Origin of the sequence: Fuscibacter oryzae, assembly GCF_016765795.1 — a bacterium.
GTDB classification, from domain to species: Bacteria; Pseudomonadota; Alphaproteobacteria; order Rhodobacterales; family Rhodobacteraceae; genus Fuscibacter; species Fuscibacter oryzae.
Map to the genome: position 1 here is coordinate 395,302 of NZ_JAESVP010000001.1, position 15,176 is coordinate 410,477.

The following is a 15,176-nucleotide window of genomic DNA, read 5'->3' on the forward strand; positions in this document are numbered from 1 at the left end:
CCCTCTGCGTCCCGCCTTCAGGCGGCAAGATGCAGCAATCGTTCTGCCGAAAGTTCCCCCCGGCGCAGTTCTCCGGCCATTTTGCCGTCTTTCAGGACGATGACCCTGTCGGCCATTCCCAGAATCTCATCGGTTTCGGATGACACCATCAACACCGTGCCGCCCGCCTTGGCGAATTCGGACATCACCCGGTAAATCTCGCGTTTCGCGCCGACATCGACGCCCCGTGTCGGTTCGTCCAGCAACAGGATGCGCGGTTCGGTCAGGAACCATTTGCCAAGGACAACCTTTTGCTGGTTGCCGCCCGACAGGCTGGCCACCCCCAACGCATCGCTGGCGGTCTTGATGCGCAACTCCTCGATCATGCGGGCCGCCGAAGCGCCTTCGTTCGCGGCCTGCATCACACCTGTCGGTGACAGGCGGTCCAGCGTGGCAAGGCAAAGATTGTCCCGCACACTTGCCGACAGGACAAGGCCCGAGCCTTTGCGGTCTTCGGTCACATAGGCGATACCTGCTGCGATGGCATCAACCGGGGTGCCTATGGTCACGGGCTTGCCTGCCAGTTCAATACTGCCGCCCTTTGCATCAGACAGGCCGAACAGACGGTCGAACACCTCGGTTCGCCCTGACCCCATCAGCCCGTATATCCCCAGAATCTCGCCCTTGTGAGCGGTGAATGAAATACCCCGCACCCCACGCGCCGCAGTCAGGTCGGTCACTTTCAGCGCCGGTTCCGGGCTGGGCGTATTGTCCTTGATGAACTCTTCTGTCAGGGGCCGCCCGACAATCAACTGGATCAACTGATCCTTGTTGATATCGGCAATCGCGCCGTCCTGCACAAAACGGCCATCGCGGAACACGGTATAGCTGTCGGCGATGGCAAAGATTTCAGACAGGCGGTGGCTTACGTAAATCACGCCCTTGCCACGCTGTTTCAGCATGGCGATGGCGGCGAACAGATACTCTGCCTCCGCCTCGCCCAAGGCGCTGGTGGGTTCGTCCAGAATGATGACCTCGGCGTCATAGCTCAGCGCCTTGGCAATCTCGACCAATTGGGTCTGCGCCACGGTCAGGTCCATCATCAGCGAAGTGGCGCGGATGGCAAAGCCGAAACCGTCCAACAGATCCTGCGTCTGACGGTTCAGGGTGGCAAAGTCGATGCGGCCAAAGCTGCGCAGCGGTTCGCGCCCCATGTAGATGTTTTCGGCAACCGTCATGGCGGGCACCGGCGACAGCTCTTGCTCGACCATGGCGATGCCGTTGGCCAGCGCCTCTGCCGGACTGCTAAAGGAAACCTCGCGGCCATTGCGCCGGATCACGCCACCGTCGCGCTGCTGGATGCCCATGACGATGGTCAGAAAGGTGGATTTTCCAGCCCCGTTGCCGCCACACAACGCATGAACCGATCCTGCCTGAAGTCGGAAACGACCATCGCGCAGCGCCGGAACGCCGGAAAAGCTTTTGGCGAGGTCAGTGACCTCGAGTACTGGCTGCATGTCTCCCCCCTCGGCGTCAAAAATCATCAGATATTCGACATATGTAAAACTACGCGTCTTTCGATTTATGTCAATATGACTCTGACTTTTGATAAATCGCCGAAGGGATCCAATTAATATATTGATTTATTTATATTATACAGAAACTGCGCTGCCAAACGCGCAATCACGATGCCATCAAAATCCGCCATGGGGCAGGCAAGCTGCAAGAATCGCAGGACAGAACTCGGACCTCCTTGGTCGATTCTGCCCTCTGAACCGAAACCTCAGCATGTTCTGTTGCCCTGCCACCCTGACCAAGCCAAAGCGGGAGATGCGATTGGCCTTGACCACCTCTGCTGACCGCCCGGTTCGGGTTGGACGAACGTCGCATGGTTCTGCCCGTTTGGCCGACCTAGGGTTCTGCCATGCTGCGGATCATTGCCGGGATATTCCTGTTTCTTTTCCCCTCCCCCTGGGCCAGCGCCGAACCGCTGGACCGGGCCGGTATTGCCGCGCTGATCCAGCCGCCCTATGCCTTGGGCGATCCGGTGAACGACAAGGGGGTGTGGACGCTGCTGAACTCGGGCGGCGCCCCGGCAGGCTTTGCCTTCGAGACGCAGGAACTTGCCCCCCTTCCCGGCTTTTCCGGCGCGCCTATCAACCTGTTCGTCATGCTGGATGGCGAGGGGCGGTTCCTCAAGGTCAGCCTGATTTCGCAGAACGAACCGATCTTTGTCTCGGGCTTGGGCGAGGCCCCTTTCCGAAGGTTTCTGGAGCAATACGCCGGGCTGTCGATCAACCAGCCCATGACCATCGGCTCGCCCTATGGCAAAGCAGGCGCGGGCAGCGAGCTGACCTATCTGGACGGTGTGACCAAGGCCACCGCCAGCGTGCGGATTGCGCATGACAGCCTAATGGCGGCAACCCTGCAAGTCGCGCGCGAAAAGATGCAAGGCATCTCGGTCGGCCCGCCCGCCTGGCCCGACCCTGACCATGCCGAGGCATTGGATTGGCAAGCCTTGGTCGATCAGGGGCTGGCCGGGCATCTGCGCATCACCAATGCGCAGGCCGATGCAGCGTTTCAGGGCACAACCTGGGCCGATGACGACCCAGAGGCAAAAGCCGATGCGGCGGGCAATTATCTTGACCTGTGGCTGGTTGATCTGGGTCCGCCCTCGATTGCACGGGCCGTACTGGATGCGGACGGTCTGGCGGCGCTGGCGCGGCTGCACCACCTGTCGCCGGATGAAGAACCACTTCTGGTGATCGACACCGCGCGCCACGGACTGGTTAGCCCCGAATTCGTGCGCAACACCGCGCCCGATCGACTGTCCGCCGAACAGGATGGCCTGCCCGTCGCGCTGAAGGACGCCGATCTGACCTTTGGCACACTGCCCGGCGTGCCGCAGGGCGTGGCGATGATCCTGCGGGTGGACCGGCGGCTGGGGTTTGACCCCACACGCGACTGGCGTCTGAAGGTGCAGGCGGTGCGGCTGCACGGTGTGTTTCAGGCGGCGCCCGGATCGGTCGATTTTCCGCTGACCCATCATACCGATGCCCGGTTCTACAAGCGCGCCGAGGCGACAACCCCGATTTCACCCTGGCGCGAGGCGCTGCGCAACCGGGCGGGCGATATGGTCGCGCTGGCGGTCTATCTGGTGGTTCTGATGGCCGCGCTGCTGGGTGCGGTGCGCTGGACGGCGTCGCATCCGGCCTTTCCTTGGGCGCGTCGGGGGGCGCAGGCTCTTACGCTGGGCTTTGTCGGCTGGTGGGGTCAGGGGCAGCTTTCCATCGTCACGCCGCTGGCCGTGCTGCGCACCGCGATGGACGGCGGCAGCTATGCCTATCTGCTGTATGATCCCTTTTCCCTGCTGATCTGGGCGGCGGCGATTGCAGGTTTCGTGCTGGTCGGGCGCGGGTTTTTCTGCGGCTGGCTGTGCCCTTTTGGCGCGCTGCAAGAGTTTGCCCATGCCCTTGGCCGCAGCCTGCACCTGCCCCGGTGGGAGCCGTCTGCCATATGGGACCACCGCCTGAAATGGGTGAAATACATCGCGCTGGCCGGGTTGGTGGCGACGGTGCTGATCTCTCCCGATGACATCGATACTGCGGTCGAGGTCGAGCCGTTCAAGACCGCGATCACCACGTTTTTCGTGCGCGACTGGTATTATGTGGCCTATGCCGGTCTGTGGCTGGCGCTGGGGCTGTTCACCTATAAAGGGTTCTGTCGCTACATGTGCCCCTTGGGTGCCTTGATGGCGATTGGCGGGCTGCTGCGGATGCGGCAGTGGATTCCGCGCCGGATGGAATGCGGATCGCCCTGTCAGTTGTGCCGCGTGCGCTGCCCCTATGGGGCGATCAGCGCCAAGGGGAAGATTGAATATTCCGAATGCTTCCAATGCCTTGACTGCGTGACGATTCACGATGACGCAAAAACCTGCGTGCCGCTGGTTCTGGCGGCCAAGGGGCGCAAACTGGCGGGGACGGCAAGATGAAACGGCGGCGATTCCTGCAAATTCTGGCGGCATCAGCAGCGGTGCCGGGGGGCGCTGTAGCTATGGACTGGACGGGCCAAGCCTTGGGGGCCGAGGTGTCGTTGCGGCTGCGAGGTGGGCCAAAGGGGGCCGCAGGCCGGGTGCTGGCCGACCTGCCCGCCGTTCTGGCGGCAATCGAGCGGGAGTTCAGCCTTTATGATCCGCAGTCGGCACTGTCGCGGCTGAATGCTGCGGGGCGGATTGATCATCCCTCCGACCAGATGCTGCAATTGCTGCACCTGTCCGACGATATCCACGCCGCAACCGATGGCCTGTTCGACCCGACGGTTCAGCCCCTGTGGCAGGCGCTGGCGCAGGGGGGGGATGTGGTTGCGGCGCGGCAGGCAATCGGCTGGCAGCGGGTGGCGTGGCAGGGCGCGGTGCAACTTGCCCCCGGTCAGGCGCTGACGTTCAACGGCATTGCGCAGGGCTTTGCGACCGATCTGGTGTGCGCGCTGCTGGCGCGGCACGGCTTTGATCAGGCACTGGTGAACATCGGCGAATTTGCGGCGCTGGGGGGCCCATGGGCGCTTGGCATCGAAGACCCCACCTTTGGCCAGTTGGCGCTGCGGCATCTGACGGGCGGGGCAATTGCCACCTCCAGCCCGATGGCCACACTGGTCGGCGGCAGGCCCCATATCCTGCATCCGCAGGGCGGGCCTGCATTGTGGTCTACCATCGCGGTCGAGGCGGACATTGCGGCACTGGCCGATGGGCTGGCGACGGCGCTGGTGCTGGCACCGCGCAGCATGGCAGAGCGGGTACTGGCACAGGTGCCGGGGGTGCGACGCATAACGCTGGTGGGGTTTGACGGCGATCTGACAACGCTGGCTGCCTGACAGTCGCAGACGATCAGCGTTCTGGGGCGGTGAAGCCTAACCCCAGATCGGCATAAAGTGCCGCCACCCTTCCATCGGCCAGCGCCGCCGCAATGGCGTCATCCACCGCATAGCCCAGATCGCGGTGGCTTTGATGCACCGCCGCCCCCAGCGTCCAGCGGCTAAGGGAAAAGCCCGGCAGGGGCGGCGTATGCACCGCAACCCCGTCACCCGCCCCGTACTGCAATTGCGCCAATGGCCCCATTACCGCCATCACCCTGCCTTCGTGCAGCGCCTGCATGGCGGCATCAACCGTAGGAAACCGCAGGATATGCGCCGCAGCCCCGGCCCCAAGGGTGGAGGTCAGGAAAAAATCGCTGATGGAATCGTTCTGCACACCCACAGTATCATAGCGGAAAAAGGCGGGCACCGGCGCATCCTTGATCCGCCCGCCACTGTCGGGTTCCGTCGCCGCATCCGGGTAGGCCGCGCGCGAAAAGGCAATCGCGATCCGCTCGTCCGCATATTGCCCGGTCAGCACGGCCTGCTCGACCCGGCAGATGAAATCGCTGTTGTAAGGCACCCGCAGCATGACATTCGAGACATGCCCGCCAATCGCCGCGCCCTTCCAGACATAGTTCATCAGGTCAGCCTCGACCGTCTCACCCGCCTGCACAAACCGGAACTGCGCTTTCACGCCCAGCGCCTTGGCGATGATACGGCCTATGCCGATGTCGATGCCCTTCGGCTCGTCATCCTGTTGCCAGCTATAGGGGGGGAAATTCTCGTAGACAGCGATCTCTATGAACCCGCGCGCGACAATCTCGTCCAGCGTCTGGCCAACAAATTCATGCGGTGTGTTCTGTGGGCGCTGCCCCGGCTTGACCCCTTCGCACCGCGCAAAGGCCATGCCGGGGCAGGCAAGAGCAGCAATCAGGGCATGGAGGACCCGACGTCGCTGCATCTGTTCCCCCTAATGCGCTGCCGAAAGGCCGATGGTCAGCATTTCGGCGGCGTGCTTTTCGGCCGCATCCGTGCCGTCCAGCGCCAGCGCCGCACGCAGCGCCGCCGAATCCGCCTTGGGCGCGCCAGAGGCGGTTTTCACCTCGGCGGCAATCGCCATCAGCTCTTCCCTCAGCGCCGCCGCATCGCCCTTGTTCGCGGCCAGCTCATCACGGATCGCCTTTAGACGGTCGGCATGAGGTTCCAGCGCGCCGTCCTCGGGCCGGGTTTCGATATAGGTGCGAATGGCCCAGCCGGCCTTTTGGCCCAGAACCTCGCCAAAGGCGGGCATCTTGGTGGTGCCATCTTGGGTATAGCCGTGCTGAAATCGCTCGACGAACCATTCGTCGCCATATTCCTCGGCCTCAAGAAACCGCAGGTCTGGGGCAAGCCCGCCGGACACGGCACCCAAACCGTGGCAGCGCGCGCAGTTCTGGTTGAACCCGCTGTCGCCGGTCATAACCGCCTGCCACCACACGTCATCGCCCGCCTTGGCGGCACGATAGGGGTTTTCGGTCAGCCATTCCTCGCCCACCTCTGGCAGGGCATCGGTATTGACCGGCTGCGGCGTCACATCGCCATGGGCATGGGCAAGGCCCGCCGCGGCCAGCGTGATGCCGATAAACAATCCCCCAAAGCGCATGAACATCGTCTCCTCCCGGTCTCCTGTCGGGTTGATACCTATCCGCTGGTGGGGGAACGGGCCTATGCGACCTTGGTGCAAAACACCGAATCCAAGCCTAGGACTTTCGTCCTATTGGGCCGGATGCCTCCTTTCGCCCACCATGATGGGGGGAGGAAAGTGCAATGCTGGCAAAGATTTCTGGCATGCTGACGGCTGCGGTTGCGGCCGTTGCTTGGTCAGGGGCCGCATTGGCCGAGGTCAAGGTGAACATCCTGTATCTGCGGCATGAGGTGGCCCGCCCCCCCGTGCTGTCAAACCTTGATCCGGTGCCAGAAAATCTGGGGATAGCCGGGGCGGAACTGGCCGTCAACGAGGTGGCGACGACCGGCAGGTTCCTCGGCCACAACTATGCGTTGACGGTGCTGTCGGTGCCGCCCGAGGGCGATTTCACCGCAGCCGCACGGCAAGCGCTGGGGCAGGCGCAGCTTGTGCTGCTGGATGCGTCCGCGCCCGACATGCTGGCCGTGGCCGATCTGCCAGAGGCGGCAAACGCGCTGCTGTTCAACACCTCCTCTGGCGAGGGGCGGCTGCGTGACGCTGATTGCCGCGCAAACCTGCTTCACACCGCCCTGGAAACCGCAGCCCGCAGCGACGCGCTGATGCAGGTGCTGCAAGCCAAGCAATGGCGCAGACTGGCGATGATCGTGGGGCCAAAGCCCGCCGATCAGGATTTCGCGGCGGCGCTGCGCCATTCCGCCGCCAAATTCGGGCTAACGATCGAGGGCGAGAAGGACTGGACCTTTGATACCGACCTGCGGGAATCGACGATGGACGAGATTCCGCGCTTTACTCAGGATCTGCCCGACCATGACGTGCTGCTGGTCGCCGATGAAACCGATGATTTTGGCCGCTATGTCGAACATAACACCTGGGCACCGCGCCCGGTTGCCGGGTCGGACGGGATGGTGCCGACTGCATGGTCGCCCGTGATCGAGGCTTGGGGTGCCGCCCAGTTGCAAGACCGTTTCACCCGCCAGACAGGCCGGGGCATGGCGGCCCAGGATTATGCCGCCTGGATCGCCGTGCGTGCCATTGGCGAAGGGGTCACCCGCACCGGCAGCGCCGCCCCCGCCACCCTGCGCGCCCGTCTGCTGGACCCTGCACTGGCGCTGGACGGGTTCAAGGGCTGGAGCCTGAGTTTCCGCGACTGGAACGGCCAGTTGCGCCAACCCGTCGCGGTGGTGAACGCCCGCGCACTGGTGACGCTGGCCCCCCTGCCCGGCTTTCTGCATCAGGTGAACGAGATGGACACCCTTGGCCTTGACCGCCCCGAAAGCACCTGCACCGCCTTTGGAGGCACCCCATGAAATATCTGGCCTGCCTTATCACCCTTGCCGCCACCCCCGCCTTGGCCGACGAGGCCTGGGTGACCAATGAGAAAGACAACACCATCAGCGTGATCGACATCGCGACGCAAGAGGTGACACGCACCATCGAAACCGGCGAACGCCCACGCGGCATCACCTTTTCCAAGGATTTTTCGCGCGTCTATATCTGCGCCTCGGACAGCAACACCGTGCAGGTGATGAACCCGGAGACGGGCGAGATTCTGAACGATCTGCCCTCTGGTGAAGACCCCGAACAGTTCGTGCTGCACCCCGATGACCGCCACCTTTACATCGCGAATGAAAACGACGCCGTGACCACCGTCGTTGATGTGCAGGACCGCAAGGTCGTGGCCCAGATCGATGTAGGGATCGAACCCGAAGGCATGGCGGTTTCGCCCGATGGCAAGGTGGCGATTGCCACCTCGGAAACCACCAGCATGGCCCATTGGATCGACACTGCCACCCACCAGCTTTTCGCCAATACCCTGGTCGATAGCCGCCCCCGCCATGCAGAGTTTACCGCCGATGGGGCGCAGCTTTGGGTCAGCGCGGAAATCGGCGGCACGATCACGGTGTTCACAACTGCCGATCAGGCAGAGGTGGGCAAGGTCCATTTTGCCATTCCGGGCGTCAATCAGGATCTGATCCAGCCGGTGGGCTTTCGCTTTTCACCAGATGGGACCAAGGCCTATGTTGCCTTGGGTCCGGCGAACCATGTCGCCGTGGTCAACACCCAGACCCTTGAGGTTGAGAAATACATCCTAGTCGGCCGCCGGGTCTGGCATCTGGCCTTTTCGCCCGACAATTCGCTGATTTTCACCACCAACGGCGTGTCGGGCGACGTAACGGTGATTGACGCCGCCACCGATGAACCCGTCAAGTCGATCAAGGTCGGTCGCTTTCCCTGGGGTGTCGCGATGCGCCCCACCCCCGCAAACTAAGACAGGAGAGCCGATGCAATCCTTGCCCTGCACCGCACTTTGCCTTGCCCTTGCCCTGCCAACCATGGGCGCCGCCCAAACTGCTGGCCTTCTCTCGCGGGAAAACCGCGAAGACCTGCCGCCCCTGACGCTGGCCTCTGGTGAGCCTGTGTCAAAGGGGCCGCTGCATCTGAAATCGGGCACCTATTACACGCTGGAAATCAGGGCCGACGGCAGTCAGGAACTGGCGCTGGAAGGGGCAGGGTTTTTTCACGCCATCTGGGTCAATGAAATCGTGATCAACGATATCGAGGTGCGCCCCCTTGGCGTCGCCTCGCTGGAGTTTGATGATGAGGGTAGTGCCGAAATCTCTTTCATCGCGATCAAGCCGGGCAGCTATGAGCTGCGCGTTCCCGGCACCACCGGCGACAGCCAGCGGGTGGAGATTGTGATCGAGTGAGCGCGGGCCTTCAGATCAGGGGTGTCAGCTATACCTATGGGCCAAAGGCGGCGCTGTCGGACATTTCGTTCGCGGTTCCGGCGGGCAGATTCTGCGCCCTTCTGGGGCCGAATGGCGCGGGAAAATCGACCCTGTTCAACCTGCTGACGCGGCTTTTGGTGCCGCCATCGGGCCAGATCATGGTCGCGGGGCATGATCTGGCCAAGGTGCCGGGGCTGGCGCTGGCGGCGATGGGCGTGGTGTTTCAGCAACCGACCTTTGACCCCGAATTGTCGGTGCGGCGGAACCTGTTGTTCTTTGCCGCCCTGCATGGCCTTGCCGGGCGCGAGGCGGCAGCGCGGATCGATGCCGCGCTTGAGCGGCTGGCAATGCGCGAGCGCGCGGGCGAACGGGCGCGCGATCTGAACGGTGGCCACCGGCGGCGGATGGAGATTGCCCGCGCCCTGATTCACCGCCCGCAGTTCCTGCTGCTGGATGAGCCAACCGTGGGCCTTGATGCCGCCAGCCGCCGGTCTGTCACCGACCATGTTCACGCCCTTGCCGCCGACGGGATGACGGTGCTGTGGGCCACGCATCTGACGGATGAGGTGGCCCCTGATGACCAGTTGGTGATCCTGCATCAGGGCCGGGTTCTGGCCGATGGCACCGCCCGCGACATCGCTGGCCCCGACGGGCTGACCCCGACCTTTCTGGCGCTGACGGGAGGAGAGGCATGAGCGCCCGGCTGATCGCCCTGCGCGCCATCCTGCTGCGCGAGGCGCTGCGCTTTACCCAACAGCGCAGCCGCTTCATCGCGGCACTGGTGCGCCCGCTGGTCTGGCTGTTCGTCTTTGCCGCCGGGTTCCGCGCTGCCCTTGGCCTGTCGATCACCCCGCCCTATCAGACCTATATCACCTATGAGACCTATATCCTGCCCGGCCTCTGCGGCATGATCTGCCTGTTCAACGGCATGCAATCCTCGCTTTCCTTGGTTTATGACCGCGAGATGGGGGCGATGCGGCTGTTGCTGACCTCGCCCCTACCGCGCTGGTGGCTCTTGTTTGCCAAGCTGATCGCGGGGGCCGTGGTGGCGGTGTTGCAATGCGTGGCCTTTCTGGGCATTGCGGCGATCTATGGCATCCGTCTGCCGTTGGTGGGGTATCTGGCGATCCTGCCTGCGATACTGATTGCCGCGCTGATGCTGGGGGCGCTGGGGCTGTTGCTGTCATCCCGCATACGGCAACTGGAGAACTTTGCCGGTGTGATGAACTTTGTCATCTTCCCGGTGTTCTTCCTGTCCTCGGCCCTTTACCCCTTGTGGAAGATGCGAGAGGCCGGTCCCCTGCTGGCCGATCTGTGCGCGCTGAACCCATTCACCCAAGCGGTCGAACTGATCCGGTTTGCCGCCTACGGTCAGGCGAACCTGCCCGCACTGGGCTGGACGGTGCTGGCCTTTGTCCTCTTCGCGGCACTGGGGGTGCGGGGGTATGATCCGGGCCGGGGGCTGACGAAAAGCAAAGGCTGATCCCGCTTTGCGACCATCGGGCTACGACCATCGGGCCATCGCAAGGGCCTGTGGGTTTTGCTAGCATCCCAGAATAAGTGAGGAGGATCGTGATGCGTCTGGCTGCTGTGTTTGTTGTGCTTTCGGTCTTGCCCGCCACAGCCGATACCGAGGCCGACCAATACGGCACGCTGAACCCGGAAGAGCTGTCGATCAATCGCGTGCTGAAAGACATCGAGGACGGCATGACCTCGATGACCAACTGCGCCACCGGCTATTTCATCACCAAATCGGGCGACCATACCAATGCCCGCAAAGTCTTCACCCGGTGCGCGCAAGATGGCTATTCCGGCGCGATGACCTGGATGGGCCAGATGGATGACAACGGCCTTGGCGGCCCCGAAAACCCGGCCGCCGCCGCCGCATGGGACCGGCAGGCTGCCGCTACCGGCGATCCGGTGGGCCAGTTCAACCTTGGCCTCGACCTGTTGCGCGGGCGCGGTGTGGCGCGTGATGAGGTCGCCGGGCGGGCACTGATAGATCAGGCCGCAGACCAGGGCCTTTCGATGGCCCGCCGCCTGCAAGGGGCCGATTATGACACTGACGAAGTGACCCCCGATGCCGATAACTGGAAATATGGGCAGCGGCTGTTCTAGGTCTTGGCCTTTGGTCGAATAGGACCGCAGGCCCCGACGCGCTAGGCTTTCATGACCAGAGGAGGAACTATCATGAAATGGACGAAACCGAAGGCTGTTGAGATTCGCTGCGGCATGGAAATCAACATGTACGGCCCCGCCGAAGACGATCTGCCGCCCTCGTTCTAAGGACTGGCCATGATCATCCGGGTCCTCGGTGCCGCAGCCGGCGGCGGGGTCCCGCAATGGAACTGCGCCTGCGCCAACTGCATGGCCGCCCGGCGCGGGGACCTGCCACGCATGACCCAGTCATCCGTGGCAGTTTCCGCCGACGGGGTTCATTGGGTCATCCTGAACGCCTCGCCCGACATTCGCGCCCAACTGACCGAAACGCCCACCCTGACCCCGCCGGGTCTGCGCGGCAGCCCGGTTTGCGCGGTGGTGGTGACGAATGCCGATGTTGACCACATTGCGGGCCTGCTGACCTTGCGCGAAATGACGGCGTTCGAACTGTTCGCCTCGCCCGAAACCCATTCCGCTCTGGCGGCAAACCCGGTGTTCGGCGTGCTGGATTCTACACTGGTAGCGCGTCGGGAGATTGTGCCAGACGTAGCGTTTTCTCCCGCCCCCGGCCTGATCGTCACCGCCTTTGCAGTGCCGGGCAAGGTTGCCCTGTTTCTGGAAAAAACTCATGGATACGAGATGCGCCTTGGTGGCCAGACCGTAGGCCTGCGCCTTAGCGATGGGCACAAGACCGCCTTTTACATTCCCGGCTGTGCCGCCCTACCACCCGATCTGATCGCGCGGCTGGACGGAGCAGACCTGTTGTTGTTTGACGGCACCGTCTGGGCCGATGACGATATGCTGCGCAGCAAAACCGGGGCCAAGACCGGCGGGCGCATGGGCCATATGCCGATCAGCGGGCCTGACGGTAGCATGGCGGCACTGGCGGGCAGCCGGATCGGCCGCCGCGTTTATATCCACATCAACAACACCAACCCGGTCCTTGACCCCGCCAGCCCGGAGCGCGCAGAACTGGCCGCAAAGGGATGGGAAATCGCCCAAGACGGGCGGGAGTTTGCGCTATGACCGATCTGACCCCGCCCCCTTCGACGTTTGAGGCGCGGCTGCGCCAGATCGGGGTTGAGCGGTATCACGACCGCCACCCGTTTCACAAAATGCTGCACGGCGGGCAGTGCAGCATTGATCAGGTCCGCGCCTGGGTGGTGAACCGCTGGTATTACCAGTCGCGCATTCCGATGAAGGATGCAGCCTTCCTTAGCCGCGTCGAAGACCCCGCGTTGCGCCGGTCATGGCGGTCGCGGATTGAGGATCATGACGGCACCGATAGCCAGCCCGGTGGCATCGCCCGCTGGCTGAAACTGGCCGAGGCGGTGGGGCTGGACCCCGATTATGTCGCAGCGGGCCGTGGGGTTCTGCCTGCCACCCGTTTTGCCGTGGATGCCTATGTGCATTACGTCCGCGAACGTCCCTTGTTGCAGGCCGTTGCCTCGTCGCTGACCGAACTGTTCGCGCCCAAGATCCATGCCGAGCGGATCACCGGCCTGCTGGAGCATTACAATTTCGCCACCCCCGAAACGCTGGCCTATTTCCGTCACCGGCTGACCGAAGCGCCCAAGGATGTGGCTTTTGGCTTGTCATGGGTCATCGACCACGCCCGCACGGCGGAGGAGCAAGACGCCGCCTCCGCCGCCCTGACCTTCAAGACAGAGGTGCTGTGGGCGCAGCTTGATGCCCTTTACCACGCCTATGTTGCGCCGGGGCACATCCCGCCCGGCGGCTGGCAACCGGGCGAGGGCCTGTTGTGACCCCCGCCACCGTGCCCCACCTGCCGCGCGGCGTGCGCCTGCACCATGACCGGGTGAGGGGCACCATGGTGCTGCTGGCCCCCGAACGGGCGCTGATGCTGGATGAGGTGGGCGCGGCAATTCTGGGCCGTGTGGATGGCGCGGCGGAGGTGGGACAAATCGCCGAAAGTTTGGCGCAAGAGTATGACGCACCGCTGGCCGAAGTTTCGGCGGATGTGGCCGAATTCCTGTCAGACCTGGCCCGTGAGCGTCTGGTGGACCTGCATGGCTAACCCCCCCGCCCCCATCGCCATGCTGGCTGAACTGACACATCGCTGTCCGCTGTCGTGCCCCTATTGCTCGAACCCGCTGCAACTGGCGGGGCGAGAGGCGGAGCTGACCACCGAAGACTGGGAGCGCGTCTTCCGGCAGGCGGCAGAGATCGGCGTGTTGCAGGTACATCTGTCGGGGGGCGAACCCGCCTCTCGCCGCGATCTGGAGGCGTTGGTGGGTGCCGCATGCGACGCGGGGCTTTACACCAACCTCATCACCTCTGGCATCGGCCTGACGCCCGACCGCTTGCAGGCAATTGCTGACCGGGGGCTGGACCATATTCAACTGTCGGTGCAGGGCACCACGGCCATCAGCGCCGACCGGGTGGGCGGCTATCGCGGCGGCTTTGACCGCAAAATGCTGATGGCCGAGGCGATCCATCGCATCGGCCTTGCGCTGACGCTGAACGTGGTGATGCACCGCCACAACCTTGAGGAACTGCCCGAGGTCTTCGACCTTGCCGAACGCCTTGGCGCGCGACGGGTGGAAATTGCCTGCGTGCAGTTTCAGGGCTGGGCGCTGAAGAACCGCGCCACCCTGCAACCGACCCGCCAGCAGGTAGACCGCGCCAAGGCGCTGGTGGCCGAAGCGCGCACCACCCGCGCCGGGCGGCTGGTGATCGATTTTGTGCCGCCCGACTACTATTCCGACCTGCCCAAGGCCTGCATGGGCGGCTGGGGCACCACCGGCCTGAACGTATCCCCCGACGGGCAGGTGCTGCCCTGCCATGCCGCGCAGACCATTCCAAGCCTGACCTTCTCGAACGTGCGCGACCGCGATCTGGGTTGGATCTGGGCCAACGACCCCGCCTTCAACGCCTTCCGCGCGACCGACTGGCTGCCAGAAGCGTGTCGCGCCTGCGACCGGGTCGGGGTGGATTTCGGCGGCTGCCGCTGTCAGGCCATGGCAATCCTGGGCGATGCCAGCCTGCCCGATCCGGTCTGCCGCCGCACACCGGGGCGCGCGGCGCTGGATGCCGCGCTGGTCGCCGAAGGCAATGCACCGGGGCTGGATGCGGCAATTTTCCGGCGCATGGGTGCGATTGCTGGCTGATCTACGACCACAAGGCCGGCCAAACTACGACCCTAAGGGCCGCTTGGCTTGATGCAGGTCAAAATGCCTTTGGGGGGCGTTGCGCAATACTCGGGCCAGAAACGCACCCACCCAAAGAGGTTGACATGACCCACCATTTGACCGCCGCCCTTGGCCTTGTCCTATGCGCCGCCCTGCCCGCCATGGCGCAGGAAGACACCACGTCCCAGACCATCAAATTGGATGCAGGCAAGGCATTTTTTGATGCCACCTGCCGCCGCTGCCATTCCACCGATGCCGACAAGGCCAGCTATGGCCCCTTGCTGGATGGCGTGGTCGGGCGCAAGGCCGGCAGCTTTGCAGGTTATCCCTATTCCGCCGCGCTGAAAGGGGCCGGTTTCGTCTGGACGCCCGGCGCCCTGCGGGCCTGGATGGAGGATAACGATGCCTTCGTACCCGGCACCAAGATGCGCCATGTCGGCGTGACCGACCCGACAGTGCAGGATTTCATCCTGTCCTACCTCGGCTCTCTACAGGGTTAGGGGCCATGACCGGATCGGCAACCACCGACCTACTACCAAGGTCGCAAATCGGTGGCCGACCGAGGCAGGGCAAGCCAATCCTTCGATAAACTCATTATATTACAGATGGTTAATCCGAGGC

At 63.6% G+C, this 15,176-nt stretch carries 17 protein-coding genes; 14 read left to right on the plus strand and 3 right to left on the minus strand.

Annotated features, from left to right (window positions below):
* Positions 1-17 precede the first annotated feature (17 nt).
* Positions 18-1,496, minus strand: coding sequence for a sugar ABC transporter ATP-binding protein (locus JI744_RS01880; RefSeq protein WP_202657686.1), 1,479 nt, complete (start codon positions 1,494-1,496; stop codon positions 18-20).
* Positions 1,497-1,903: 407 nt separating this feature from the next.
* Between JI744_RS01880 and JI744_RS01885 the strand changes: the two genes are divergently transcribed.
* Complete coding sequence (locus JI744_RS01885; protein WP_202657687.1) at positions 1,904-3,970, plus strand: 4Fe-4S binding protein; 2,067 nt, start codon at positions 1,904-1,906, stop codon at positions 3,968-3,970.
* Positions 3,967-4,848, plus strand: coding sequence for an FAD:protein FMN transferase (locus JI744_RS01890; RefSeq protein WP_202657688.1), 882 nt, complete (start codon positions 3,967-3,969; stop codon positions 4,846-4,848). Before JI744_RS01885 ends, JI744_RS01890 begins: the two co-directional genes overlap by 4 nt.
* Before the next feature lie 13 nt (positions 4,849-4,861).
* Here the strand turns inward: JI744_RS01890 and JI744_RS01895 are convergent, their stop codons facing one another.
* Both JI744_RS01895 and pedF read right to left on the minus strand, forming a co-directional pair.
* A complete protein-coding gene (locus JI744_RS01895; protein ID WP_202657689.1) occupies positions 4,862-5,791 on the minus strand; it encodes a transporter substrate-binding domain-containing protein in 930 nt (309 codons plus the stop codon).
* 9 nt (positions 5,792-5,800) lie between these two features.
* Positions 5,801-6,472 carry a cytochrome c-550 PedF gene (pedF, locus tag JI744_RS01900; protein WP_202658240.1) on the minus strand — a complete coding sequence of 224 codons (672 nt, stop codon included), beginning with the start codon at positions 6,470-6,472 and terminating at the stop codon, positions 5,801-5,803.
* Positions 6,473-6,636: 164 nt separating this feature from the next.
* Here pedF and JI744_RS01905 point away from each other — a divergent pair, with 164 nt between their 5' ends.
* The 12 genes from JI744_RS01905 to JI744_RS01960 all read left to right on the plus strand — a co-directional run bounded on the left by JI744_RS01905 (position 6,637) and on the right by JI744_RS01960 (position 15,055).
* On the plus strand, positions 6,637-7,821 hold the full coding sequence (locus JI744_RS01905) for an ABC transporter substrate-binding protein (RefSeq protein ID WP_236019199.1): 1,185 nt from the start codon (positions 6,637-6,639) through the stop codon (positions 7,819-7,821).
* Positions 7,818-8,783 carry a YVTN family beta-propeller repeat protein gene (locus tag JI744_RS01910; RefSeq protein ID WP_202657690.1) on the plus strand — a complete coding sequence of 322 codons (966 nt, stop codon included), beginning with the start codon at positions 7,818-7,820 and terminating at the stop codon, positions 8,781-8,783. The genes JI744_RS01905 and JI744_RS01910 overlap by 4 nt, the downstream gene beginning before the upstream one ends.
* A 13-nt stretch (positions 8,784-8,796) precedes the next feature.
* Positions 8,797-9,222, plus strand: coding sequence for a cupredoxin domain-containing protein (locus JI744_RS01915; protein WP_202657691.1), 426 nt, complete (start codon positions 8,797-8,799; stop codon positions 9,220-9,222).
* Positions 9,219-9,938 (plus strand): ABC transporter ATP-binding protein, encoded by a 720-nt coding sequence (locus JI744_RS01920; protein WP_202657693.1) that lies wholly within the window; start codon positions 9,219-9,221, stop codon positions 9,936-9,938. Before JI744_RS01915 ends, JI744_RS01920 begins: the two co-directional genes overlap by 4 nt.
* On the plus strand, positions 9,935-10,726 hold the full coding sequence (locus tag JI744_RS01925) for an ABC transporter permease (protein WP_202657695.1): 792 nt from the start codon (positions 9,935-9,937) through the stop codon (positions 10,724-10,726). The genes JI744_RS01920 and JI744_RS01925 overlap by 4 nt, the downstream gene beginning before the upstream one ends.
* Before the next feature lie 92 nt (positions 10,727-10,818).
* Complete coding sequence (locus JI744_RS01930; protein ID WP_202657697.1) at positions 10,819-11,361, plus strand: tetratricopeptide repeat protein; 543 nt, start codon at positions 10,819-10,821, stop codon at positions 11,359-11,361.
* A 72-nt stretch (positions 11,362-11,433) separates the two neighbouring features.
* Positions 11,434-11,529, plus strand: a complete 96-nt coding sequence (gene pqqA, locus JI744_RS01935; RefSeq protein WP_202657699.1) for a pyrroloquinoline quinone precursor peptide PqqA — start codon at positions 11,434-11,436, stop codon at positions 11,527-11,529.
* Between the two features lie 9 nt (positions 11,530-11,538).
* The gene (gene pqqB, locus JI744_RS01940) at positions 11,539-12,429 is read left to right on the plus strand and encodes a pyrroloquinoline quinone biosynthesis protein PqqB (protein WP_202657701.1); all 891 of its coding nucleotides are present in this window, start codon (positions 11,539-11,541) and stop codon (positions 12,427-12,429) included.
* Complete coding sequence (gene pqqC, locus JI744_RS01945; protein ID WP_202657703.1) at positions 12,426-13,169, plus strand: pyrroloquinoline-quinone synthase PqqC; 744 nt, start codon at positions 12,426-12,428, stop codon at positions 13,167-13,169. The genes pqqB and pqqC overlap by 4 nt, the downstream gene beginning before the upstream one ends.
* Entirely contained in the window at positions 13,166-13,441 is a 276-nt protein-coding gene (gene pqqD / locus JI744_RS01950; protein WP_202657709.1) for a pyrroloquinoline quinone biosynthesis peptide chaperone PqqD, read from the plus strand. Before pqqC ends, pqqD begins: the two co-directional genes overlap by 4 nt.
* Positions 13,434-14,534 carry a pyrroloquinoline quinone biosynthesis protein PqqE gene (gene pqqE / locus JI744_RS01955; RefSeq protein ID WP_202657710.1) on the plus strand — a complete coding sequence of 367 codons (1,101 nt, stop codon included), beginning with the start codon at positions 13,434-13,436 and terminating at the stop codon, positions 14,532-14,534. The genes pqqD and pqqE overlap by 8 nt, the downstream gene beginning before the upstream one ends.
* A gap of 125 nt (positions 14,535-14,659) precedes the next feature.
* Positions 14,660-15,055 (plus strand): c-type cytochrome, encoded by a 396-nt coding sequence (locus tag JI744_RS01960; RefSeq protein WP_202657712.1) that lies wholly within the window; start codon positions 14,660-14,662, stop codon positions 15,053-15,055.
* Positions 15,056-15,176: the final 121 nt, after the last annotated feature.